General features: G+C 72.6%; 24 protein-coding genes. 15 read left to right on the top strand and 9 right to left on the bottom strand.

What is annotated here, in order from left to right; genetic code table 11:
• The first annotated feature begins 69 nt into the window (after window positions 1-69).
• From ABT295_RS15535 to ABT295_RS15515, 5 genes are all read left to right on the top strand, one after another.
• The gene (locus ABT295_RS15535; RefSeq protein WP_352395300.1) at window positions 70-345 is read left to right on the top strand and encodes a DUF2277 domain-containing protein; all 276 of its coding nucleotides are present in this window, start codon (window positions 70-72) and stop codon (window positions 343-345) included.
• Between the two features lie 115 nt (window positions 346-460).
• Complete coding sequence (locus ABT295_RS15530; protein ID WP_352395299.1) at window positions 461-1588, top strand: metallophosphoesterase; 1128 nt, start codon at window positions 461-463, stop codon at window positions 1586-1588.
• 81 nt (window positions 1589-1669) lie between these two features.
• Complete coding sequence (locus ABT295_RS15525; RefSeq protein ID WP_352395298.1) at window positions 1670-2293, top strand: class I SAM-dependent methyltransferase; 624 nt, start codon at window positions 1670-1672, stop codon at window positions 2291-2293.
• 24 nt (window positions 2294-2317) lie between these two features.
• Entirely contained in the window at window positions 2318-3070 is a 753-nt protein-coding gene (locus tag ABT295_RS15520) for a DNA alkylation repair protein (RefSeq protein ID WP_352395297.1), read from the top strand.
• Entirely contained in the window at window positions 3067-4407 is a 1341-nt protein-coding gene (locus ABT295_RS15515; RefSeq protein WP_352395296.1) for an MATE family efflux transporter, read from the top strand. The genes ABT295_RS15520 and ABT295_RS15515 overlap by 4 nt, the downstream gene beginning before the upstream one ends.
• Window positions 4408-4426: 19 nt before the next feature.
• On the opposite strand, the gene ABT295_RS15510 is transcribed toward ABT295_RS15515, so the two are convergent.
• Together ABT295_RS15510 and iolC are read right to left on the bottom strand one after the other, a co-directional pair.
• Window positions 4427-5020 (bottom strand): MSMEG_6728 family protein, encoded by a 594-nt coding sequence (locus ABT295_RS15510; RefSeq protein ID WP_352395295.1) that lies wholly within the window; start codon window positions 5018-5020, stop codon window positions 4427-4429.
• A 245-nt stretch (window positions 5021-5265) separates the two neighbouring features.
• Window positions 5266-6240, bottom strand: a complete 975-nt coding sequence (iolC, locus tag ABT295_RS15505; RefSeq protein ID WP_352395294.1) for a 5-dehydro-2-deoxygluconokinase — start codon at window positions 6238-6240, stop codon at window positions 5266-5268.
• Window positions 6241-6509: 269 nt separating this feature from the next.
• On the opposite strand from iolC, the gene ABT295_RS15500 reads away from it, so the two are divergent.
• The 5 genes from ABT295_RS15500 (at window position 6510) to ABT295_RS15480 (ending at window position 12360) form a co-directional block, all read left to right on the top strand.
• Window positions 6510-7841, top strand: a complete 1332-nt coding sequence (locus tag ABT295_RS15500; protein ID WP_352395293.1) for an extracellular solute-binding protein — start codon at window positions 6510-6512, stop codon at window positions 7839-7841.
• An 82-nt stretch (window positions 7842-7923) separates the two neighbouring features.
• Window positions 7924-8919 (top strand): carbohydrate ABC transporter permease, encoded by a 996-nt coding sequence (locus ABT295_RS15495; RefSeq protein WP_352395292.1) that lies wholly within the window; start codon window positions 7924-7926, stop codon window positions 8917-8919.
• A complete protein-coding gene (locus tag ABT295_RS15490; protein ID WP_352395291.1) occupies window positions 8916-9782 on the top strand; it encodes a carbohydrate ABC transporter permease in 867 nt (288 codons plus the stop codon). Before ABT295_RS15495 ends, ABT295_RS15490 begins: the two co-directional genes overlap by 4 nt.
• The gene (locus ABT295_RS15485; RefSeq protein WP_352395290.1) at window positions 9779-11332 is read left to right on the top strand and encodes a GH1 family beta-glucosidase; all 1554 of its coding nucleotides are present in this window, start codon (window positions 9779-9781) and stop codon (window positions 11330-11332) included. The genes ABT295_RS15490 and ABT295_RS15485 overlap by 4 nt, the downstream gene beginning before the upstream one ends.
• Window positions 11329-12360 (top strand): LacI family DNA-binding transcriptional regulator, encoded by a 1032-nt coding sequence (locus ABT295_RS15480; protein WP_352395289.1) that lies wholly within the window; start codon window positions 11329-11331, stop codon window positions 12358-12360. The genes ABT295_RS15485 and ABT295_RS15480 overlap by 4 nt, the downstream gene beginning before the upstream one ends.
• Before the next feature lie 77 nt (window positions 12361-12437).
• Here ABT295_RS15480 and rplI read toward each other — a convergent pair whose 3' ends face one another.
• The 6 genes from rplI to ABT295_RS15450 form a co-directional block, all read right to left on the bottom strand.
• On the bottom strand, window positions 12438-12884 hold the full coding sequence (gene rplI / locus ABT295_RS15475) for a 50S ribosomal protein L9 (RefSeq protein ID WP_352395288.1): 447 nt from the start codon (window positions 12882-12884) through the stop codon (window positions 12438-12440).
• Between the two features lie 26 nt (window positions 12885-12910).
• On the bottom strand, window positions 12911-13147 hold the full coding sequence (rpsR, locus tag ABT295_RS15470; protein ID WP_013494395.1) for a 30S ribosomal protein S18: 237 nt from the start codon (window positions 13145-13147) through the stop codon (window positions 12911-12913).
• A 114-nt stretch (window positions 13148-13261) separates the two neighbouring features.
• The gene (locus tag ABT295_RS15465) at window positions 13262-13894 is read right to left on the bottom strand and encodes a single-stranded DNA-binding protein (RefSeq protein WP_352395287.1); all 633 of its coding nucleotides are present in this window, start codon (window positions 13892-13894) and stop codon (window positions 13262-13264) included.
• Window positions 13895-13952: 58 nt separating this feature from the next.
• Window positions 13953-14240: a 30S ribosomal protein S6 gene (rpsF, locus tag ABT295_RS15460; protein ID WP_345505591.1), complete on the bottom strand. Its 288-nt coding sequence runs from the start codon at window positions 14238-14240 to the stop codon at window positions 13953-13955.
• Between the two features lie 340 nt (window positions 14241-14580).
• A complete protein-coding gene (locus ABT295_RS15455; protein WP_352395286.1) occupies window positions 14581-15936 on the bottom strand; it encodes a glycosyltransferase 87 family protein in 1356 nt (451 codons plus the stop codon).
• A 40-nt stretch (window positions 15937-15976) separates the two neighbouring features.
• Window positions 15977-18196 carry a transglycosylase domain-containing protein gene (locus ABT295_RS15450; RefSeq protein ID WP_352395285.1) on the bottom strand — a complete coding sequence of 740 codons (2220 nt, stop codon included), beginning with the start codon at window positions 18194-18196 and terminating at the stop codon, window positions 15977-15979.
• A 251-nt stretch (window positions 18197-18447) separates the two neighbouring features.
• Between ABT295_RS15450 and ABT295_RS15445 the strand changes: the two genes are divergently transcribed.
• The 5 genes from ABT295_RS15445 to ABT295_RS15425 all read left to right on the top strand — a co-directional run bounded on the left by ABT295_RS15445 (window position 18448) and on the right by ABT295_RS15425 (window position 22908).
• Window positions 18448-18987, top strand: coding sequence for a SigE family RNA polymerase sigma factor (locus tag ABT295_RS15445; RefSeq protein ID WP_352395284.1), 540 nt, complete (start codon window positions 18448-18450; stop codon window positions 18985-18987).
• Window positions 18984-20075, top strand: coding sequence for a hypothetical protein (locus ABT295_RS15440; RefSeq protein ID WP_352395283.1), 1092 nt, complete (start codon window positions 18984-18986; stop codon window positions 20073-20075). Before ABT295_RS15445 ends, ABT295_RS15440 begins: the two co-directional genes overlap by 4 nt.
• A 182-nt stretch (window positions 20076-20257) precedes the next feature.
• A complete protein-coding gene (locus ABT295_RS15435; protein WP_352395282.1) occupies window positions 20258-20911 on the top strand; it encodes a PadR family transcriptional regulator in 654 nt (217 codons plus the stop codon).
• A gap of 3 nt (window positions 20912-20914) precedes the next feature.
• Window positions 20915-22006, top strand: coding sequence for an inositol-3-phosphate synthase (locus ABT295_RS15430; RefSeq protein ID WP_352395281.1), 1092 nt, complete (start codon window positions 20915-20917; stop codon window positions 22004-22006).
• A 116-nt stretch (window positions 22007-22122) separates the two neighbouring features.
• On the top strand, window positions 22123-22908 hold the full coding sequence (locus ABT295_RS15425) for an endonuclease/exonuclease/phosphatase family protein (RefSeq protein WP_352395280.1): 786 nt from the start codon (window positions 22123-22125) through the stop codon (window positions 22906-22908).
• 4 nt (window positions 22909-22912) lie between these two features.
• Here the strand turns inward: ABT295_RS15425 and ABT295_RS15420 are convergent, their stop codons facing one another.
• Window positions 22913-24148, bottom strand: a complete 1236-nt coding sequence (locus ABT295_RS15420; RefSeq protein WP_352395279.1) for a class I SAM-dependent methyltransferase — start codon at window positions 24146-24148, stop codon at window positions 22913-22915.
• Window positions 24149-24182 lie beyond the last annotated feature (34 nt).

Here is a 24182-nt window from a genome sequence, read left to right as displayed (position 1 = left end):
CCGGACGCCCCGGACTCCCGGGAGCCTCGTCCCGCGCGCTGCGTCGCCGGCGCGTCCTACAGTCGGAGCATGTGCCGCAACATCCGTCAGCTCCACAACTTCGAGCCCGCCGCGACCTCGGAGGAGGTGCACGCCGCCGCCCTGCAGTACGTCCGCAAGGTGAGCGGCAGCACCAAGCCGAGCCAGGCGAACCAGCACGCGTTCGACGAGGCCGTCGAGGCGGTCGCCCACGCGACGGCGCACCTGCTCGAGCACCTGACGACGACCGCGCCGCCGAAGGACCGCGAGGTCGAGCGGCAGAAGGCCCGGGAGCGCAACGCGGTCCGCTTCGGCACCCCCGCCTGAGCCCCCGCCCGAGCCCCCGCCCGAGTCCCCGCCCGAGTCCCAGCCTTGACCCGCGCCCGGGTCTCTGCCGAACTCCGTGGCCGGGCGGGCGGCGGCGACCCCGCACACTGGACCCGTGCCGATCTTCGTCGTCCTCGTCGCCGCCCTCCTCGGGCTGCTCAGCCTCCTGCTCCACCGTCGCCTCGCCGTCGCCCCGGGCTGGTCCACGTCCGTGCGCCGGGCGGTCGGCGTCGTGCTCGCCCTCGGGTGGGCCTGCGCGCTCGCCGGTTTCGCGCTCCAGACGGGGGTGCTCGATCCCCGCCCGGTGCGGTGGGTGGCGTGGGCGGGCTTCACGTGGCTCGCGCTCGCCTGGTACCTGCTGCTCGGCACGGCCGTGCTCGCCCTCGTCACGCTCGTCCTGCGCCTGACCGGGCGGGCCGGGCACCGGCGGCGGGTCCTGCGGGTCGGCACCCCCCTGCTCGTGGTCGCGGCGCTCGGCACGACGGCATACGGCCTCGGTGAGGCGGCCTCGCCGACGGTCACGCCCGTCACCGTGACGCGGCCGGGCCTGCCGGCCGAGCTCGACGGGCTGCGGATCGCCCTCGTGACCGACCTGCACGTCGGCCCGGTGCGCGACGCCGGGTTCACCCGCCGGGTCGTGGAGCAGGTCAACGCACAGCGGCCCGACGTCGTCGTGCTCGGTGGCGACCTCGTCGACGGCAAGGTGAGCCAGGTCGCCGACGCGCTCGCCCCGCTGGCCGACATCGAGGCGCCGCTCGGGACCTTCGCCGTGACCGGCAACCACGAGTTCATCTCGCAGGAGGCCGACAGCTGGATGGACCACTGGGAGACCCTCGGCATCGACGTGCTGCGCAACGAGAACGTCACGCTGACGAAGGGCTCCACCTCCTTCCACGTCGCCGGCATCCACGACGTCACCGGGCGCGGCGCCGACGCCCCCGACCCCGCGCGGGCGCTCGACGGCATCCCGGCCGACGACCTCACCCTCTTCGTCGCCCACCAGCCGGTGTCGGCGCAGGACGTGCAGCGCCGCGGGGTCGACCTCCAGCTCTCCGGCCACACCCACGGCGGCCAGCTCTGGCCGTTCCGGTATGCCGTCCTGCTGCAGCAGCCGGTCGTCGACGGTCTCGACGCGGTGGGCGACGTCCCCGTGCTCACCTCGCGCGGCGCCGGCGCGTGGGGACCCCCGGTGCGCGTGCTCGCCCCTCCGCAGGTCCCCGTCATCACGCTGCGGGCCGGCTGACACCCGCGCACTCCGTCGACGACGACCACCGAGGACGACGGAGGACGACGAAGCGCGACCGGTCGGCCTAGGCTGCCCGACATGGGCATCTGGGCCAGGCAGGTCACGCCGCGGCTCGTGGCGCGCGGCACCGAACCGGAGCCGATCCGGCGGCTGCGCGCCCGCGCCTGCGCGGGTCTGCACGGCGAGGTGGTCGAGCTCGGCTTCGGCAGCGGCGCCAACCTCGGCCTCTACCCGGCCGAGGTGACACGCATCGTCGCGGTGGAGCCGTCCGACGTGGGCTGGGGGCTCGGCGCCGAGGGTCGCGCCGGCAGCCCGGTCCCCGTCGTCCGTGGGGGCCTGGACGGGCAGCGCCTCGACCTTCCGGACGCGAGCGCCGACGCCGTGCTCGCCACCTTCACGCTCTGCACGATCCCCGACGTCGCACGCGCGCTGCAGGAGGTGCGCCGGGTGCTGCGACCGGGAGGCCGGCTGCACTTCCTCGAGCACGGTCTGTCGCCGGACGAGGGCGTGCAGCGGTGGCAGCGTCGCCTCGAACCCGTGCAGCGCCGGGTCTTCGACGGGTGCCACCTCACGCGGCCGGTCGACCGGCTCGTCGAGGAGTCCGGGCTGGTGCTCGAGTCGGTCGAGCGCGACTACGCCCTGACGCCGCGTCTCGCGCGCCCGTGGGTCTACGCCTATCTCGGACGGGCGCGTCACGCCTGAGGACCCGGCGCTAGCGTGGCGCCCATGCCGGAGCAGGAGGTCACGCGCGCGGACGCGCCCGAGGTCGACCCGGGGGAGGCGGGGCGAGAGCTCGTCGCCGCCGTGACGACCGCCCTCCGCGCGGCGGGCGACAGGGAGCGGGCGATCGGGCAGCAGCGCTACATGAAGTCGTCGCTGCCCTACTTCGGGCTCACCGCGCCCGAGCTGGCGGCGACGCTGCGGCCCCTGCTGCGCGACCCCGACCTCTCGATGCGGTCCCGCGAGCAGTGGGCGGCGACGATCCGGGCGCTCTGGGACGGCGCCACGCACCGCGAGCAGTGGTATGCCGCCATCGCCCTCGCGCGCCACCGCACCTACCGCGCGTGGGTCGACAGCGACGCGATGCCCCTGTGGGAGAGCCTGATCCGAGCCGGTGCCTGGTGGGACGTCGTCGACGACATCGCCACCCACCTCGTGCGTGACACCGTCCTGTCCCACCCGGACGTCGAGGGACTGCGGATGCGGGAGTGGGCGGCGTCCGACTCCCTCTGGGTGCGACGGGCCGCGATCATCTGCCAGGTCGGGGCCGGTGGCCGGCTCGACCCGGCCCTGCTCCGCGACGTCATCGAGCCGAACGTCGCCGACCGGGACTTCTTCAGCCGCAAGGCGATCGGGTGGGCGCTGCGCGACCACGCGCGCCACGACCCGGACTGGGTGCGCGCGTTCGTCGAGGGACACCCCGACCTCTCCGGGCTCTCCCGACGCGAGGCCCTCAAGCACCTGGGACCGGCGACGTGAGCCTTCCCGCCCCGCGTCCCGTGAGCCATCGCCGCGAGATCCTGCGCCTCGCGGTGCCGGCCTTCCTCGCGCTCATCGCCGAGCCGCTCTTCCTGCTGGCCGACTCGGCGATCGTCGGGCACCTCGGCACGGCCGAGCTCGCCGGGCTCGGGGTGGCGAGCGCCGCCCTCATCACGGCGGCCGGCGTCTTCGTCTTCCTCGCCTACGGCACAACGAGCGTCGTGGCCCGGCACCTCGGCGCCGGTGACGAGCGGTCGGCGGTGAGCGCGGGCATCGACGGGCTGTGGCTCGCGCTCGGGCTCGGCGCCGTGACCGCCGTCGTGGTCGCCCTCGCGGCCGAGCCGATCAGCGCGGTCTTTGGGGCGTCCCCCGCCGCTCTCGAGCAGGCCACGACCTACCTGCGCATCTCGGCCCTCGGCATCCCGGCGATGCTCGCCGTGCTCGCCGTCACGGGGGTGCTCCGCGGCCTCCAGGACACGACGACGCCGCTCGTCGCGTCGGTGGCCGGCTTCGGCACGAACATCGTGCTGAACCTCGTCTTCGTCTACGGATTGCACTGGGGCATCGCCGGATCCGCGTGGGGCACGGTGATCGCGCAGACCGGCATGGGAGCCGCCCTCGTGGCGGTGCTGCTCGTGCGCGCGCGGGCCCGGCAGGCCCGGCTGCGACCCCACCCGGCGCGCGTGCTCGCCGCGGCCCGCACCGGCATACCGCTGCTCGTGCGCACGCTGGCCCTGCGGGCCACGCTGCTCGTGACGACCTGGGTGGCCGCGTCGCTGGGCGACGTGCCGCTCGCGGCGCACCAGGTCGCCCTGACGGTGTGGTCGTTCCTCGCCTTCGCCCTCGACGCGCTCGCCATCGCCGCCCAGGCCATCACCGGGCGCGCGCTCGGAGCCGGCGACCGCGAGGCCGTACGGGTCGCCATGGGCACGATGGTGCGGTGGGGTGTGTGGGGCGGCCTCGTGCTCGGGCTCGTCCTCGTCGCCCTCCACGGCATCGTCCCCGCGCTCTTCACCACCGACCCGGCCGTCCGGGAGGCGCTCGGGGCCGCCCTCGTCGTCGTCGGTCTCGGCCAGGCCGTCGCCGGCTACGTCTTCGTGCTCGACGGCGTGCTCATCGGCGCCGGCGACGGGGCCTGGCTCGCCAAGGGCATGCTCGTGACGTTCCTCGCGTACCTCCCGCTCGCGCTCGCGGTGCGCGCGGCCGGGTCGAGCGGGTCGGCCACCCACGACGTCGTCGTGCTCTGGCTCGCCTTCACCGGCTTCATGGTGATCCGCGGCGTCATCCTCGGCTGGCGCGCCCGCCACGACGACTGGATGGTGGTCGGCGCGCGCTGATCCGCGGGTGGCGTCGGGGTCAGTCGGGAGCGGACGCCCGGCGCGTCTGCCAGGCCTTCCTCGCTGCCGCGCTGCGGCGACGGCGGCGCGCCTCCTGCTCGCGTTCGGCACGCCGGGCGGCAGCCACCTCACGCCGACGTTCGCGTTCGAGCACGGCCGCCGACCGGACGGGCCACACGTAGGGCACCGTGGGATCGGTGTCGGGGAAGAGCGCACCGTAGTGCTCCGGGTCCTTGCGCACGAGGGCCGAGCGGTGGCTGCCCTGCACCGCGTCGTCGAAGAGCCAGGACGGCAGGGCTCCCGCCTCGTGCAGCTCGGCGTAGCCGCGCGGCGCCCCCACGCCGGCCGCGGCCAGGTCGGCCACGATGGTCGCCGCGCACGTGTCCGCGAAGCCTCGCGCGCGCCACTCCTCGCACGTCGCGAGGCCGTATGCCCCGAGCGCCTCCTCGTGCCCCTTCCACATGAGGGTGGCCGGGTGCGACGCCCAGGCGTACCCCGGCACGGTCAGCGCCCGGACGATCTGGATCACCTCGACGCGCTGCTTGCCCAGCCGTTTCGTGTCGAGCGCGGCAGCCGCGCGGTCGAACTCGGCGTAGGGCACGAAGGTCTGCACGTCGGCTCCTCCCGTTGGGGTCACGGCCTCTCGCGTGGCGTACCCGCCACCGGGTCTGGGGCAACTGCCACCCCGTTCCCAGCGTTCTTTAAGGTACGGCGGTCATAGTCGTTCTCGTGAGTTGCTCCTGTGCGGCTCGGTGATCTCCTCCCCTGTCAGATCACCGGGCCAAGGGCACCCGCTCCTGCTGGTCGAGTTCGGCGACGTGACCAGCAGGAGCGGGTTTTCTCGTCTCCGGTCCCGCCTCAGAACGCGCCGTCGGCCACCTCGACGTCGGAGAGCAGGGCGTGGACCTCGGACGTCGTCGGCATCGCGGCGGAGCACTCGAGCCGCGCGGACACGAGCGCGCCGGCCACGGATGCGAAGTGGAGGGTGCGCTCGAGGTCCCAGCCCTCGAGCAGGCCGAGCACGAGCGCCCCGCCGAAGGCGTCGCCGGCACCCAGACCGTTGACGACGTGGACCGGGAAGCCGGGCACCGTGACGAGCTCGTCGTGCGTGAGGGCGAGGGCACCGCGACGGCCCCGGTCGACGACGGCGAGGGCCACCCCGGCGTCGACGAGCGCGCGGGCCGCCCGCAGCGGGTCGGCCTCGCCGGTGACGACCTCGCACTCCTCGGCGGTGCCGACGACGACGTCGACGAACGGCAGCGCCCAGGTGGCGGCGGACCTCGCCGCCTCCCCGCTCGCCCAGAACTCCGTGCGGTGGTCGAGGTCGAGCACCGTGAAGGGCGCGCGGCCGCGCTCCTCCCAGGCTGCGCGGTGGGCGGCGCGACTCGGCTCCTGGCTCAGTCCGGTCAGGGTCGACCAGAAGGCCCTCGCCTCACGGATCACCTTGAGCGGCAACGACTCCGGCGTGACGAGCAGGTCGGGCGCCGTGGGGTAGCGGTACGACCAGACCGGGAAGTGGTCGGGCGGGAAGATCTCGCAGAAGGTGACCGGCGTCGGCGGCCCGGCCGTGATGGTCTGGACGTGGGCGTCGTCGACCCCGAGCTGGAGCAGCTCGCGGTGCACGAAACGGCCGAACGCGTCGGCACCGGTCGCGCTGACGAGGGCCGCGCGCAGGCCGTGCCGCGATGCCGCCACCGTCACGTTCGCGGCCGTGCCGCCGAGGAACTTCTCGAAGGTGTGCACCTCGTCGAGGGTGACGCCGTGCTGCAGCGGGTAGAGGTCGACGCCGACCCTGCCGATGGCGACGAGGTCGTAGGCGGCGTAGGCGGTCATGGGGCCTCCCGGTCGGCGGCGATGCCTGGGGTGTCCACGCTAGCCGTCGACCCGGCGCCGTGGCAGCCGAAGCACTCGGCCGCCCACTCATCCGCCGTCTCGGTCACCGGCCCGGTCGGGCCCCCGCGGGCAGGTCACGGAATGGTCACGGGTCTTGACGGGCGGGACCACCTCCCGCCATCCTCGCCGTGAGAGCGCTCTCACACCCGTAGTCCACGCAGGGAGAGCGCTCCCACACCCACCCGGGGATGAGACCGAAGGAGCTCTCCATGACATCCCGACCCACCCGGCTCGGCGCGCCCACCGGGCGCCCGCGCCACGCCGTCCTCGCCACCCTCACCGTCGGCCTCCTGGCCCTGTCGGCCTGCAGCTCGAGCTCGCCCGACGGCACCGCCGCCACGGCAGCCGGCAGCACGGGCGGATCGGGCGGCGGGCCCGTCACCCTGACGCTCGCCACCTTCAACCAGTTCGGCTACGAGGAGCTGCTTCCCGAGTTCGAGAAGTCGCACCCGAACATCAAGGTCACGCACAAGAAGGCGGCCACCTCCAACGAGGCACGTGACACCTTCTTCACCCGCCTCTCGGCCGGCAGCGGCATGGCCGACGTGGAGGCCGTCGAGGTCGACTGGCTGCCCGAGATGCTGCAGTACTCCGACAAGTTCACCGACCTCAACTCCGCCGACGTGCAGGGCCGCTGGCTCGACTGGAAGGCCAAGGCCGCCACCGACGCCGAGGGCCACCTCATCGGCTACGGCACCGACTCGGGCCCCGAGGCCATCTGCTACCGCAGCGACCTCTTCAAGGCCGCCGGCCTGCCCAGCGACCGCGAGTCGGTCGCCAAGATGTTCGGCACCACGTGGGAGAGCTACTTCGCGGCCGGCAAGGAGTTCAAGGCCAAGTCCAAGGTGCCGTTCTTCGACAGCATCGGCGCCACGTATCAGGGCATGGTCAACCAGCTCCCGGCCGCCTACGAGAACCCCGACGACGACACCATCACGGCGACCGAGAACGCCGACGTCAAGAAGGTCTACGACCAGGTCATCCAGGCCGGCATCACCGACGGCCTCTCGGCAAAGCTGCAGCAGTGGGGCGACGACTGGACCGCGAGCTACCAGAAGAACGGCTTCGCGACGATGCTCTGCCCCGGCTGGATGGTCGGCGTCATCGAGGGCAACGCCAAGGGCGTCAAGGGCTGGGACGTCGCCAACACCTTCCCCGGCGGCGGCGGCAACTGGGGCGGCAGCTACCTGACCGTGCCCAAGCAGAGCGCGCACCCGAAGGAGGCGCAGGAGCTCGCCGCCTGGCTGACCGCCCCGGAGCAGCAGATCAAGGCCTTCAAGAAGGTCGGCGCGTTCCCGAGCCAGAAGCAGGCCCTCGAGAGCCCCGACCTGCTCGGCTTCAAGGTCGCCTCGTTCAACAACGCCCCGACCGGCCAGATCTTCGCCGACCGGGCCAAGGCCGTGACCATCACGCCCTACAAGGGCGCGCACTACTTCGCCATCAACGACGCCATGCAGCAGGCCCTCACCCGGGTCGAGCAGGGCACCTCGCCCCAGGAGTCGTGGGACAAGTGGGTCGGTGACGTGAAGGCCCTCGGCTGACCCGAGCCACCAGCCGGTTCGTGGACGGCCCGGCGCACCCCATGCCCCGCCGGGCCGTCCACCCGACGATCGGATCCACCGCATGACCCTGCAGACCCCCGCCCGTCCCACGCCCACCGGGACCGAGCCCGCGCCCGAGTTCGTCCGGCGCTCCCCGATGCCGACCCGGTCCGGCTGGCGCCGCCGCCTCACCAAGCTCGACGAGACCGGCGCGCCGTACGCGTACATCTCGCCGTTCTTCCTGCTCTTCGCGCTCGTCGGGCTCTTCCCGCTGCTCTACACGGCCTACGTCTCGCTCCACAAGTGGAGCCTCATCGGCGGCCAGGGCGACTTCGTCGGGCTCAAGAACTACACCGACGTGCTGGCGCAGCCCTACTTCTGGAACGCGCTGAAGAACACCGTGAGCATCTTCCTGCTCTCGAGCGTGCCGCAGGTCATCGCGGCCCTGCTCATCGCCGCCGCCCTCGACAGCGGCCTGCGCGCCCGCACCTTCTGGCGGATGGGCGTGCTGCTGCCCTACGTCGTGGCGCCGGTCGCGGTCGCGCTCATCTTCAGCGACCTCTTCGGCGACAAGTTCGGGCTCGTCAACCACCTGCTCGGCCTCGTCGGCATCGACCCGGTCCAGTGGCACAAGGAGGTCGTGCCGAGCCACGTCGCCATCGCGACGATGGTCAACTTCCGGTGGACCGGCTACAACGCCCTGATCTTCCTCGCCGCCATGCAGGCCATCCCGCGCGACTACTACGAGGCCGCGATGATCGACGGCGCGGGGCGCGTGCGCACCTTCTTCTCGATCACCGTCCCCCAGCTGCGGTCGACGATCATCTTCGTCGTCATCACCTCGACGATCGGCGGCCTGCAGATCTTCGACGAGCCGCGGATGTACGACCAGTACGGCCTCGGCGGCGCCGACCGGCAGTGGCAGACCCTGACGCTCTACCTCTACCAGCTCGGCTGGACGCAGAAGAACTTCGGCAGGGCCGCAGCCGTCGCCTGGATGCTCTTCCTCATCGTCGTCGTCTTCGCCGTCGTCAACTTCCTCGTCACCCGCCGGATCGCCTCGAAGGGGCAGCGATGACCGCCTCCACCCTCACCCCGCCCCGCCGGCGCACGCGGCTGGTGCGACGCACCCAGGCCAGCCCGACGGCATACGTCGTGCTCGTCGTCGTGCTGCTCGCCTCCGGCTTCCCGCTCTGGTGGTCGTTCGTCATCGGCAGCAAGGACTCCGCGGCGATCGTGCAGGACCCCTACTCGCTCGTGCCCGGCGGACACTTCCTGCAGAACGCGAGCACCGTCATCACGACGATCCCGTTCTGGAAGGCCCTGGGCAACAGCATCCTCGTCAGCGGCACGGTGGCGCTGCTCGTCGTGCTCTTCTCTGCGATGGCCGGCTTCGCCTTCGCCAAGCTGCGCTTCCGCGGCCGCAACGGGCTGCTCGTCTTCGTCATCGCGACCATGGCGGTGCCGACGCAGCTCGGGATCGTGCCGCTCTTCATCGTCATGAGCAAGCTCGGCTGGATCGGCAGCCTCTGGGCCGTCATCGTGCCGAGCGCCGTCAGCGCCTTCGGCGTCTTCTGGATGACGCAGTACCTCCAGGAGGCCCTGCCCGACGAGCTCATCGAGGCCGCCCGTGTCGACGGGGCCTCGAGCCTGCGCACCTTCTGGTCGGTGGCGCTGCCGGCGGCCCGTCCCGGCGCGGCGATGCTCGGGCTCTTCACGTTCATCGCGACGTGGACGAACTTCTTCTGGCCCTTCATCATCCTCGACCCCGGCAACCCCACACTGCCGGTCGCGCTGCAGCAGCTGCAGGCGGCGCACTTCGTCGACTACTCGCTCGTGCTCAACGGCGTCGTCCTCATGGCGCTGCCCCTCATCGTCCTGTTCGTCTTCGCCGGGAAGCAGCTCGTCTCCGGCATCATGCAAGGAGCTGTCAAGGGATGACCTCCCAGACCCGCACCCACCCCGCCCTGCTCGTCCCGTCGTCGTCTGCGTCCGCGTCCGCGGCACCGGACCTCGTGCTCGCGGCGTCGCGTCCCGTGCCGCAGGACTTCGTGCTCGGGGTCGCCACCGCGGCCTACCAGATCGAGGGGGCCCGCCACGAGGACGGACGCACCGACTCGATCTGGGACACCTTCAGCCACACGCCGGGGGCGGTGGTCGGCGGGGACACCGGCGACGTCGCCTGCGAGCACTACCACCGCTACGAGGCGGACGTGGAGCTGATGCGCTCCCTCGGCATGCAGTCGTACCGCTTCTCGACCTCGTGGGACCGCATCTGCCCCGACGGCGGCGCGGTCAACGCCCGCGGCCTCGACTTCTACGAGCGCCTCGTCGACTCGCTCCTCGCAGCCGGCATCGCGCCGTGGCTGACGCTCTACCACTGGGACCTGCCGCAGGCCCTCGAGGACCGCGGCGGCTGGACCTCGCGCGAGACCGCCGACCGGTTCGTCGACTACGCGCTCGCCGTGCACGACCGCCTCGGTGACCGGGTGCGCACCTGGACGACGCTCAACGAGCCGTTCTGCTCGGCCTTCCTCGGCTACACGGCGGGCATGCACGCGCCGGGTCGCACGTCACCGGCCGACGGCCTCGCCGCCGCCCACCACCTGCTCCTCGCGCACGGACGCGTCGTGCAGCAGCTGCGGGCCCGCGACGCCGACCTCGAGCTCGGCCTGACGCTCAACTTCACGGTGGCCGACCCGCTCGACCCGAGCGACCCCCGTGACGTCGACGCCGCTCGACGCGTCGACGGACAGATGAACCGGATCTTCCTCGACCCGGTCTTCCGCGGCAGCTACCCCGCCGACCTGCTCGACGACGTGCGCCACCTCGGGTTCGAGGACCACGTCCGCGACGGCGACCTCGAGGTCATCTCCGCCCCGATCGACGTGCTCGGCGTCAACTACTACAACGGCGAGGCCATCGGCCACGAGCCGCCCGCGGCCGCGCTCGACGACAGCGTCAACGGCGGCCGCACGACCCGCTCGCCCTTCCCGGCGGCCGACGACGCGCACCGCCACCCCCGCGGCCTGCCGCTCACGGCCATGGACTGGGAGATCCAGCCCGACGGGCTGACCCGCCTGCTCGTGCGCCTCCAGACGGAGTACGCCGGCCCGGCCGGCGTCGCCCTGCACGTGACCGAGAACGGTGCGGCCTTCGAGGACGTGCCCGACGAGGGCGGCTTCGTCGAGGACCGCGACCGGACGGCATACGTGCGCGCGCACCTCGGCGCGGTGCTCGACGCCGTGGACGCGGGCGTGCCGGTGCGCGGCTACTTCTACTGGTCGCTGCTCGACAACTTCGAATGGGCCTGGGGCTACGCCAAGCGCTTCGGTATCGTCCGAGTCGACTACGACACCCAGGTGCGCACGCCCAAGGCCAGCGCGCTCGACTACGCCCGGATCATCGCGACCCGCCGGCTGCCCAACCCGTGGGCCGAGCTGACGGAGGACGGCCCGGACCCCGACCCCGCAGGAGAACGCCGCAGATGAGCGACGGCACGCTGGCCCACCCGATGGGGCGGCCCACCCTCGAGGAGGTCGCCCGGGTGGCCGGCGTGTCCCGCGCCACGGTGTCTCGCGTCATCAACGGCTCGCCGCGGGTCAGCGCCGACGTGCTCGCGGTCGTCGAGAAGGCGATCGCCGAGCTCGACTACGTGCCGAACCGGGCAGCCCGCTCGCTCGTGGCCCGGGCCACGATGTCGATCGCCCTCGTCGTGCCCGAGGACGCGCACCGCTTCTTCGGCGACCCCTACTTCGCCGACGTCGTCCAGGGCATCAGCGACCGGCTCGACGACAGCGACTACGTGCTCAACCTGCAGCTGACCCACCCGAGCTCGCCGTCGGAGAAGACGAAGCGCTACCTGCTCGGCGGCAACGTCGACGGGGCGCTCGTCGTCTCGCACCACTCGGGCGACCACTTCCTCGCCTCCCTCGGCCGGTCGCTGCCGGTCGTCTTCGGTGGCCGGCCCCTCGGCGACGTCGCCAACGCCGGCGACTACTACATCGACGTCGACAACCGGGCGGGTGCGCGACGCGGGGTCGAGCACCTCGTCGCCCGCGGGCGGCGCACCATCGCGACGATCACCGGGCCCGCCGACATGCCCGCGTCCGTCGACCGCGAGCTCGGCTGGCGCGACGCGCTGACCGCGGCCGGGCTCGACGCCGGTCGCGTGGCGCGCGGCGACTTCACCGAGGCCGGCGGCATCCGGGCGACGCTCGCGCTCGTGGACGCCCACCCCGACCTCGACGCGCTCTTCGTCGCGAGCGACCTCATGGCGAGCGGGGCCCTGCTCGCGCTCGAGGAGCGCGGCCTGCGCGTGCCCGACGACGTCGCCGTCGTCGGCTTCGACGACAGCCCCTACGCCACCCGCGGCAAGGTCGGCCTCACGACGATCGCGCAGCCCGCGCAGCAGATGGGCGTCGTCATGGCCGACACCCTGCTGCGCCTGCTCGCCGGTGAGACGCCACCCCACGTCACGACCCTCGACACCCACCTCGTCGAGCGCGACTCCGCCTGAGCCGAGGGCCCGGGGACGACGGAGGGCCGGGACCCGCGTGCGGGTCCCGGCCCTCCGGCCGTGCTGGTGAGCTGCGCTCAGGCGGGGACGACCTCGAACTTGAGGGTCGCCGACACCTCGGCGTGCAGACGCACCGTCGCCTCGTACGAGCCGACGGTCTTGATGGCCTGCGTCACCTCGATCTTGCGCTTGTCGAGCTCGGGGCCACCGGCAGCCTTGACGGCGGCGGCGATGTCACCGTTGCTGACGGCACCGAAGAGACGGCCGGACTGGCCGGACTTCGCCGGGACCTTGACCGACGTCGCCTCGAGCTGGCCCTTGACGCCCTTGGCCTGGTCGAGGTCCTTGATCTCGCGGACCTCGCGGCCCTTGGTCAGGGCGTCGACCTGCTTCTGGCCACCTTTGGTCCAACCGGTCGCGAGACCGCGCGGGAGCAGGTAGTTGCGGCCGTAGCCGTCCTTGACCTCGACGACGTCGCCGGCCTCGCCGAGACCCGAGACCTCGTGCGTGAGAATGAGCTTCATGGTTCTCTCCTAGTTCTCGAGCGGACTCAGCGAGCCGAGCTCGAGTAGGGCAGCAGAGCCATCTCACGGGCGTTCTTGACGGCCGTGGCGATGAGACGCTGCTCCTGGACGGACACACCGGTCACGCGACGCGCGCGGATCTTGCCGCGGTCGGAGATGAACTTGCGCAGCAGCGCGGTGTCCTTGTAGTCGATGTTCTCGACCTTCGCCGCCTTCAGCGGGTTGGCCTTCTTCTTGGGCTTGCGCACAACGGGCTTTGCCATCGTGGTGCTCTCCTTCTTGATGAGAGCCCGGGGTTTCGTGCCCCGGGATGGGACGTAAAGAGATGATGTATGCCGCCCGGTGACCTCACCGGGCGACGGTGCCGACCTGCTCGATCAGAACGGGGGCTCGTCGTAGCTGGGAGCAGCGCCCCAGCCACCGCCCTGGCCACCCTGGCCACCGGACGGCTGGCCGCCGGAGGGCTGGCCGCCGGACGACTGTCCCCAGCCGCCCTGGTTGCCGCCACCCTGGTTGCCGCCACCCTGGCCACCGGCGGAACCGCCGGTCGCCCACGGGTCATCGGCCGAGCCGCCGTTGTTGCCGCCGCTCCAGCCGCCGCCCTGGTTGCCCTGGCCGCCGCCGAAGCCGCCACCGCCACCACCGCGCTGGGTCTTGTTGACCTTCGCGGTGGCACTGCGCAGGGACGGGCCGATCTCGTCGACGTCCATCTCCACGACGGTGCGCTTCTCGCCTTCCTTCGTCTCGTAGGACCGCGACTTGAGACGGCCGGACACGATGACGCGCATGCCCCGCTGGCAGGACTCCGCGACGTTCTCCGCCGCGTCGCGCCACACCGAGCAGCGCATGAACAGCGTCTCGCCGTCCTTCCACTCATTGCTCTGGCGGTCGAACTGCCGCGGCGTCGAGGCCACGGTGAAGTTCGCGACCGCAGCACCGGACGGCGTGAAACGCAGCTCCGGGTCGGCGGTCAGGTTGCCGATGATCGTGATGACGGTGTCGCCTGCCATGCGTGGCTCCGTTTCGTCCTTCGTCGGGTGGTCGAGCGGTTCGGGTGACGGTCGCTGATCAGGCGCCGGGGCGCAGCAGCTTCGTGCGCATGACCGACTCGCTGAGGCCCAGCTGGCGGTCGAGCTCCTGAGCCGTGGCCGGCTCGGCCGTCATCGTGACGACGACGTAGATGCCCTCGGACTTCTTCTTGATGTCGTAGGCGAGGCGGCGACGGCCCCAGATGTCGACGTTGTCGACGGTGCCGCCGTCGTTCTTCACGACGGTGAGGAACTTGTCCATCGTCTTGTCGACGGTGCGCTCTTCGGTCTCCGGGTCGAGGATGACCATGAGTTCGTACTGACGCATGCTTCTAACCCACCTCCTCTGGTCTCGGCGGTCACGAGTCTCTCTCGTGACAGGAGGGTTGCATTCGTCCCGCCGCGAGCCCAGGTGCCGACCGGAGTGATCCGGCCCGCTCAGCCTCGCAGAACCCACCGACATCGAGTCGGCACGATCCACAGGGCCACCAGGCGCACGGCGAACTGGGCAAGACTACCCGGAGGCGGCGCGCGCGAAGAAATCCAGGCGGCGACGACAGGCGCGGGGGGGCGCGCCCCTCGGATGCTGCTCCGCTTCCCGGAGCAGCATCCGGGCTCCGGGGATGTTTCGGGGATGCAGCGGGGATGCAGCGGGGATGCAGCGGGGATCAGGAGAAGCGGACGAGCAGCCGGTCGTCGGCGCCGGCCAGCGGCCCCGCGAGGTCGTCGTGCTCCGCCCGCCGCCGGCCCCAGCGCCGGCGCACCCGGAGCCACACGACGGCGGCGAGCCAGAGCACCGCCACGACACGGAGCATCGAGAAGAACGAGTACCAGGCCGGCGGCATCCCGCGGCTCGGCACCGTGGTGGCGGCGATGGTGAGCCACACGGCGACGAAGTTGAGCGCCTCCGCGCCGGCCCACGCGAGGTGGTCGCGCCAGGCCAGCGCGCACCAGGCGACGAGCGGCACGAGCCACAGCGAGCTCTGCACGGTGAACGACTTGCCCGTCACGAGGACGATCGCGACCATGACGAGCGAGAGCTCGGCGAGCCCCGGCCGGCGCGCGGAGCTGAGCGCGAGCGCCGCACCGGCGACGAGCGCGGCGAGCCACCCGACGACGGCGAGCGCGGTCACCGCCCCCACCGGCAGCGGGTGGCCGGCGAGCTGCGGCAGCAGCCACGGCGAGCCGTACCCCGCACCGGCGGCGGCCCACGACCGGTAGGCCGAGCTGGCGGCGTCCGGGTTGAGCAGCCACACGAGCCCGAGCACGACGCCGAAGGTGAGGCCGGCGTACCCGGCGGTGCGCCCGAGGTCGCGCAGCCGTCCGGTGCGCACGCAGAGGAGCGCGATGGCCACGAGGATCAGCACGGGGTAGGAGCGCGCGGCCATGGCGAGCCCGAGCAGCACCCCGGCCGCCGTGCGGTGCCGGCGCGACCACGCCCACATTCCCGCGCTCGCGAGGGTCACCCCGAGCAGGTCGGCCGAGACGAAGGCCACGAGCGCGACGACGGGCGACAGGGCGACGTGCGCGGCGACGAAGGGGCGCGACGCCGACGAGGCCACGAGCCACACGAGCGCGAGCAGCAGGAGGGTGAGCAGCACCGACCACAGCGCGAAGTACCAGGCCGCGCGGGTGCGCAGCGACCCGTCGTCGGGCATGAGGCTCGCCACGGCCGTCAGCGCCAGGCCGGTCAGCGGGGGCTGTCCCGTCGTGGGCGCGCCCTGACCACCCTGCAGGTAGGCCGCCAGGCCGTCCTTGACCTTGCCGTCTCGGTACGCGACCGGCAGGTCGGCGTAGCAGGCGCTCCAGAACTGGGTGTCACCGGTGAAACCGGTGCGCAGGCACGGGGCGCGGAGCAGGATCCCGAGCCCGGCCGTCACGGCGGTGAGCGCGGAGAGCACGGCCGCGGTCAGCACCCACGGGAGCTCGCGCGCGGCGGCATACCGGCCGCGCGGACCGCCGATGACCTCGGACGCCTCCCGCACGACGGGGTCGACGCCCCGTCCGGGTGCGCGCTCGGTCACAGCGTCACGGGCGCTATCACGGGCCCTGTCACGGGCCCTGTCACTGCCCCGCGCCGGCAGCCGTCGACGTGCGGTCGCCGAGCGGCAGCGGCACCGTCACCGACGGCTGCGCGGTGGTCGGCCTCGGTCGGCCGGTGCGCGTCGTCGTCGGCGGGGCCTGGGTCGTGGTGCTCGGCGGGGCCTCGCTCGTCGTCGTCGGCGCCTCGCTCGTCGTGGTCGGCGGCTCGGTCGTCGTCGAGGTCGTCGTGCTGGGCTCCGACGTCGTCGTCGAGGTGGTCGTCGGCGGCGGGGTGTAGGTCGTCGTCGGGGCCAGCTTGTCGTCACCGACGCCGGCGCGGTCCGGGAAGTCCTGGACCTCCATGTTCTCGGTCGCGACCTTCATGAAGTCGTAGAACACGTCGGCCGGGATGGTGCCACCGGTCAGGTTGGTGTCCTCGGCATCGGTGAGCGTCAGCGGGTTCCCCTTGGCATCGGGCTTGTACATCCCGACGGACACGGCGAGCTGGGGCACGAAGCCGGAGAACCAGATCGACTTCGCCTCCGACGAGGTGCCGGTCTTGCCGGCGATCGGACGGCCCAGACGCTGCAGCTTCGTGGCGGTGCCGCCGTCCTTGACGGTGTAGGTCATGGCGTCGGTGACGTCGGCCGTGACGTCCTTATCGAAGGCCCGCTTCGTCTGCGGCTGGGCCGCGTACGTGAAGTCGCCGGCGTTCGAGGTGACCTTCTTGACGAGGTAGGGCGTCGATCGCAGCCCCTGGGAGGCGATGGTCGAGTAGGCCGAGGCCATGTCGACGACGTGCGGCGAGGCGGTCCCGAGGACGTTCGTCAGGTCGGTGCCGAGACCACGGGTGTTCTGCGGCATCCCGGCGTCGATGGCCGCCTGCCGGGTCTTGTCGGGCCCGATCTGGCTGTTGAGGTTCACGAAGGCCGTGTTGATCGACCGGCCGATCATCCGGCGCATGTCGACCATGCCGTAGGAGCGCTCGCCGAAGTTGGTGATCTTGGTGCCGTCGATCTCCTGCGGCTGGTCGCCGTCGAACTTCGTCTTCGTGGACACGCCGTCGCGCACGGCCGCGAGCACCGCGAAGGGCTTGAAGTTCGAGGCGCCCTGCATGATCGCCTGCGTCGCGGTGTTGAGCTGGGTCTTCGAGTAGTCCGGCCCGCCGTACATCGCGACGATCGCGCCGTCGCCGGGCTTGATCGCGACGAGGCCGCCGGTCACCTTCTTGGGCAGGTTGTCCTGCATCGCGGCGACCGCCGCGGCCTGGGCCTTCTTGTCGATCGTCGTGACGATGCGCAGCCCGCCGTTGTCGATCTCCTGGTCGGTGAGGCCCGTCTGGAGCAGTTCGCGCTTGACCTGCGCGGTGATGTAGCCGCCCGGGCCCGAGGAGAACTTGACCCCCTTGTAGGCCTGGATCTTCGGCAGCTTGGTGTACTTCGCGCGGTCGGCCGAGCTGAGCCAGCCCTCCTCGACCATGCCGTCCAGCACGTAGGCGAAACGCTTCTCGAGGTTCGCCTCGGCCTTGTCGCCGTTCGCCGGGTCGTAGAGCGACGGGGCGTTGATGACGGAGGCGAGCACGGCGCCCTCGGGGATCGTCAGCTTGCTGACGTCCTTGCCGAAGTACGCCTTGGCCGCGCTCTGGATGCCGTAGGCGCCGCGGCCGTAGTAGATGGTGTTGAGGTACTTCTCGAGGATCTCGTCCTTGGACAGCTGGCCGTCGATCTTGACGGCGATGAGGATCTCGCGGGCCTTGCGCGATATCGTGCGGTCCTGGGTGAGGAAGTAGTTCTTGACGTACTGCTGCGTGATCGTCGAGCCGCCGACCTGGGCCTCGCCCGTGACGGTCGTCTTGACGGCCCGGAGGATGCCGCCCACCGAGATGCCGTTGTTCTCGTAGAAGGTGCGGTCCTCCGCGGCGATGTGCGCCTGCTGGACGAACTTCGGCACCCGCTTCAGGTCCACGGACTCGCGGTTGCCGTCCTGCACGGCGATCCGGTCGAGCTCGGTCTTGCCGTCGCTGTAGTAGACGATCGAGACCTGCTTGTTGGCCAGCTCGTTCGGCTGCGGGATCGAGGTCTGGTTGTAGGCGATGAAGACGCCGACGACGCCGATCACGAAGAGCGCCGCCCCCGTGATCGCGCCCCACTTGAGGGTGGGGATCACCCAGCGGCGCCACCCGGTGCGCGCCTTCTTGCGAGCCTTGCGGCCGTTCTGGGCGCCCGCCTGCGCGGCACGCACCTCACGCCTGCTCTGCGTCACAACCTGCTCCGTTTCCCGACGAGGCCCGAGGCAAGGGTGCCCCGGGCCGCCACTCAGTATGACCCGATCGGCGCCCCGACGCCGAAACGACGGGAGCCCCTTCACACGCCGCTCACACGGGCCCCACAGTCCGCAGGCGCCGCCGTGCAACCTTCTGCGCGCCCTCACCGGTCCTCTCCCACGTGACCACGACAATGGATGCCGGCGCCGGCGACGCACGCGCCGCCGACCGACGAGGGGCAGGGGGACGCGTGGCCGACCGCACGGACTTCGACACCTTCGTCGCCGCCCGCTCGGCCGGGCTCGTCCGCACCGCCTACCTGCTGACCCACGACCGCGGCCTCGCCGAGGACCTCGTGCAGACCTCGCTCACCAAGGCGTGGTTCGCGTGGGGCCGCATCGAGGGCCGACCCGAGGCCTACGTGCGCCGGATCATGGTCAACACCTACTCGAGCTGGTGGCGCCGCCGCTGGAACGGCGAGCAGGCGACCGACGAGCTGCCCGAGACCACGGGTCGGTCGGGCCGGGCGGACGGCGCCGAGCGCGACCGGGCCTCCGGGGCCGGCCAGGTCGACGACCGCACCGACCTGTGGCGCGCCCTCTCCCGCCTGCCCAGACGGCAGCGGGCCGTCGTCGTCCTGCGCTTCTACGAGGACCTCTCCGAGGCCGAGACCGCCGAGGTCATGCAGTGCTCGGTCGGCACCGTCAAGAGCCAGGCGAGCCGGGCGCTCGCCAAGCTCCGCATCGACCCCACCCTGGCTTCGACCTCCGACGAGGAGCGTGTCCGATGAACCTCAGCGACCTGCGCGACGAGCTGGCCACCCGCGCCGACGACCTCGGGCCGACGACCGACCTGCGAGCCGGCGTGGCGGACGGGGTGCGACGCACGAAGCGGCGCCGCGCCGTCGCCACCGGTTCGGCCGCCACCCTCGCGGTCGCCGCGCTCGCCGTCGGCGTGCTGACCTCGGTCGGTCGACCGGCACCGCCCGCCCCGGCCACCCCGCCCGCCACGAGCGCCGCGCCGGTGACCGGCACCGACGGCATGCCCTTCCGCACCGTCCCCGACGCCCCCGGAGACGTCGTCAAGGACGGCCTGCGCCTCCGAGCCCGGGTCGCCGACGACGCGCTCGTGGCCGGGACCGTCGGCGACCGCGGCCAGACCCGGATCTCCGCCTCGTGGACACCGACGTCCACCCACGTGGCGCTGACCGGCACGTGCGTGTTGCCCGGCGCCCCGGCCGACGTGGCCGAGCGCTACCAGGTCCGCGTGCGTGTCGAGGGGATGACCGGCTACTTCGGCTCGGGGTGCACCGGCACACCGGCCGGTCGGGACCTCACGGCCGACTGGACGCCGGGCGACCCGGGTGCCGGCTGGTCCGAGCTGACCCCGGGCAGGCCCGCCACCCTCGTCGTCGAGGTCGTCGAGGTCGTCGGCGGAACGCGCGGCGCCGCGGTGACCCTGCCGGACGTCCAGCTCGCCGGAGCGGTCTACGAGGTGGGCGAGGAGACGTCGGTGCGGGACGTCGCCGGCACGACGGTCGTCGCCCTGCCCGACGTCCTCGAGCACGAGGGGTACCGGTACCGCATCGCCTCCGTCACCAGCTCCGCCCTCGCCTCGGGACCGCTCCCCCGCGTCGCGGCTCCCTCGGGACCGGCCCTCGTGACCTGGGGCTCGAGCGGCGACGGCCTCGCGGCGGCGACCGCGGACTCGAGCCTGCGGCTGACGGGTCTGCCGGGCAGCGACGGGGGCCGCAGCCTCGGGTCGTGGGGCACGGATCCGGTCCCGGCCGGCTCCACCGGCACCCTGGCCCTGGCCGCGGAGGGCCAGCGCCCCGACCACGGCACCGCCTTCCTCGCCGTCTACACCCTCATCCCCTGACCCTCCCTCCCCGCCCCTCCCCTCCCTCCCACGGCAACACACCGTGCAGGTCGCAACACACCGGGATCGGATCCCGGTGTGTTGCGACCTGCACGGTGTGTTGCGGGATAGAGGGGGGCGGAGCAGGCGCGATGCGTCGTGGTGATGTATCGCAGCGATATATCTGCCTGTAGAGTGGCGGCGTGCCGACGTCCGAACGCCCCCAGAGCCGCCGTGCGGCGCTGCTCGAGTTCGCGGTGCTTGGCCTGCTCCACGACGGCCCGGTGCACGGCTACGAGCTGCGCAAGCGCCTCACCACCGCCCTCGGCATCTTCCGAGCGCTGTCCTACGGCTCGCTCTACCCCGCGCTGAAGCACCTCGTCGACTCCGGCTGGATCCACGAGACGACCGAGGCGAGCACCGGTGCGAGCAAGCGCCCGCGCATCACCTACGAGCTGACGGCCGACGGCAAGGAGCACTTCCAGGACCTCGTCGCGGCGAGCGGTCCGGACGCCTGGGACGACGACGACTTCGACGTCCGCTTCGCCTTCTTCTCGCGCACCGAGGCCCAGGTGCGCCTGCGCATCCTCGAGGGCCGGCGCTCCCGGCTCGAGGAGCGCCTCGCCAACGTGCGCGAGGCGAGCGCCCGCAACCGCGAGCGCATGGACGACTACACCCTGGCCCTGCAGCAGCACGGCGAGGAGCGGGCCGAGCGCGAGGTGCGCTGGCTCGAGGAGCTCATCGTGGCCGAGCGGCGCGCCGCCCTCGACCCCGGTCCGGCCGCGTACGACGAGCCGGTCAACACCACCCCCGACCTTTCCACCACCCAGAGCACGACCACCAACAACAAGGAGTGATCCATGGGATCCGTACGCGTCGCCATCGTCGGCGTCGGCAACTGCGCGAGCTCGCTCGTGCAGGGCGTCGAGTACTACAAGGACGCTGACCCGACCACCGGCGTCCCCGGCCTCATGCACGTCGCCTTCGGCGACTACCACGTCGGCGACGTCGAGTTCGTCGCTGCGTTCGACGTCGACGACAAGAAGGTCGGCAAGGACCTCTCCGAGGCCATCAACGCCTCGGAGAACAACACCATCAAGATCGCCGACGTGCCGACCACGGGTGTCGAGGTCCAGCGCGGCCACACCCTCGACGGCCTCGGCAAGTACTACAAGCTGACGATCGACGAGTCGGCCGCCGAGCCGGTCGACGTCGTGCAGGTGCTCAAGGACCGCCAGGTCGACGTCCTCGTCTCCTACCTCCCGGTGGGCTCCGAGCAGGCCGACAAGTTCTACGCCCAGTGCGCCATCGACGCGAAGGTCGCCTTCGTCAACGCCCTCCCGGTCTTCATCGCCTCCGACCCCGAGTGGGCCGCGAAGTTCGAGGCCGCCGGCGTGCCGATCATCGGTGACGACATCAAGAGCCAGGTCGGCGCGACGATCACGCACCGCGTCATGGCCAAGCTCTTCGAGGACCGCGGCGTCGTGCTCGACCGGACGTACCAGCTCAACGTCGGCGGCAACATGGACTTCAAGAACATGCTCGAGCGCGAGCGCCTCGAGTCCAAGAAGGTCTCCAAGACGCAGGCCGTCACGAGCAACCTCACCGGCCCGCTCTCGGGTCTCGTCGACAGCAAGAACGTGCACATCGGCCCGTCGGACTACGTCGCGTGGCTCGACGACCGCAAGTGGGCGTATGTGCGTCTCGAGGGTCGCGCCTTCGGCGACGTGCCGCTGAACCTCGAGTACAAGCTCGAGGTGTGGGACTCCCCCAACTCGGCCGGCATCATCATCGACGCCATCCGTGCGGCGAAGATCGCCAAGGACCGTGGCATCGGTGGAGCCCTGCTGTCCGCCTCGTCCTACCTGATGAAGTCCCCGCCCGAGCAGCGCCCGGACGACATCGGTCGCGCCAAGCTCGAGGCCTTCATCGCGGGCACCGAGGAGCGGTGACCCGCCCCCGGTATGCCTGAAGGCATGCCGCAGTGATGCCGTGAGGCCCCCGTCCGCCCGGACGGGGGCCTCACGCGTGCGCGGGCACGACCGCCGGCAGCAGGCAGGATGGGTCGGTGCGCGTCGTCTCCTGGAACCTGCTGACCGACACGGCCACCGAGCCGCCGCCCTGGCCGGAGCGCCTGCCGCTCGTCACGGCCGTCCTCACCGAGCTCGCGCCGCACGCCGTCGGCACGCAGGAGGGCTCGGTGGCGATGCTCGACGACCTGGCCGCGGCTCTCGGCGACCGCTGGGCGTGGGTCGGCGAGGGCCGCCGTGGCGGGCGGGACGACGAGCTGACCGCCGTCCTCGTCGACACCGACCGCCTCGACGTGCGCTCCTGGCGCACGCGCTGGCTCTCCCCCACGCCCGAGGTGCCCGCGTCGACCGGCTGGGCGGCCGCCTTTCCCCGCACCCTCACGGAGGTGCACGTGCGGGACCGGCGCGACGGCGCGGCATACCTGCTCGTCAACACCCACCTCGACCACGTGAGCGGGCGGGCGCGCCGGGAGGGTGCCCGGCTCGTCGCCGCCGCGGCCGCGGCCGCGGGCGCGGTGGTCACGGGTGACTTCAACGCGCCGGCCGACCCGGCTGACGCCGCAGGCCCCTACGCCGCCCTGACCGAGGCGGGCCTCGTCGACGCGGTCGCGGTGCACGACCCCGACGGCCGCTCGGTGGGCAGCTTCCCCGCCTTCGCGGCCCCCGTCGTCGGGGCCGAGCGCATCGACTGGGTGCCGACGTCGCCCGACCTCGAGGTGACCGCCGCGCGCGTGGTCACCGACGGGCTGCTGGGCGCGGCCGTGGCGCGCGGGCAGCACGCGTCCGACCACCTGCCGGTCGTCGCGGACGTGAGGAGGCGTTGACGCGTCACGCGCCGTGCGTGCGCCCACCGTCCCGCACGTCGCGCAGCTGCTGCGCGGAGGACGTCAGGGCCGCGACCCCGAGGGCCAGCAGCGCGAGGGCCGGCCAGAACGTCGGCGAGCGCCACGGCGTGAACTGCGGGTAGGAGGCGATCGCGACGCCCGCGGCCACCCCGCAGAGCAGGCCGGCCACCACCTCGGCCACCCCGATCCGCCGTGACCCGGATGCCGCCCGCTCCGGGGCGCGGGACGTGTCGCGCAGGACCCGCGCCGCGGCGGCCCCGAGCACGAGGGCGACGACGACGAGAACGAGGCCGGGGACGGCGGCGACGCCTTCGAGGCCGGCGTCGGGACGGGTGCCGGCGACGACGAGCACGATGCCGGCCGCGAGGGCGGCCAGGGCGACGACGACGTGCCCGACCGCGATGACCCGGGCGCCGGTGGAGGAGGGGACGGGCGGCGCTCCCGTCGACGAGCTCACCATGCTCCAGCGAACCACCTGCGGCCCTCGTGGCGCGAGAGTCCCCGGGTCACGGACCGGCGCCGATCCGGGCACGCCGCGGTCACGCCCTCCGGGCGAGCACGACGGCCTGGTCGTCGCGCTCGGTGCCCACGGCGCGGCGCACGAGCCGCGCGAGCTCTCCCGCGCCCCGGCGGCGGCGAGGCCACCCGCGAGGTCGTCGGCGGTGTGCAGGTGCCGCACCAGCTCGACCTCGTGGCCGAACCGGCGGTAGCCGGGCGCGACGTCACGCACGCCCCGGCCCGACTGGCTCGCGACGAGCAGGTGGCCGCCGGGGCGGGTGACCCGGACGGCCTTGGCGAGCACGTGCGCCAGCCCCGCCGGTGGGGTGTGGATGACGGAGTACCAGAGCAGCACGCCGTCGACCGACGCGTCGGCCTGCGGTAGCGCGTCGAGCGAGCCGACGCGGACGTCGAGGTCGGGGTGGTCGCGCCGGGCCATCGCGACCATGCCGGGCGACAGGTCGAGGCCGCTCGGGCGGACGCCGCGGTCGGCGAGGTGACGGCTCATCCGCCCGGCCCCGCACCCCGCGTCGAGCACGTGCGCGCCGGGACCGACGGCCGCCACGAAGGCGTCGACCATGGCGAGGTCGAGCGCGGTCTCGGCCCGCGTGTCGGGCAGTTGCCGCGCGTAGTCGGCCGCGACGACGTCGTATGCCGCCCGCACCGCCGCGTACCCGCCGGGAGCGCCGCCGTCCGCCGGGGTCACGTTCGCGCCGTCCATGCCGGCAGCCTCCCAGACGCGGGCGGCGGCGTCG

Origin of the sequence: Terrabacter sp. NPDC000476 (assembly GCF_040300125.1) — a bacterium.
GTDB lineage: Bacteria > Actinomycetota > Actinomycetes > Actinomycetales > Dermatophilaceae > Terrabacter.
This window is presented reverse-complemented; position numbering and strand designations above follow the sequence as displayed.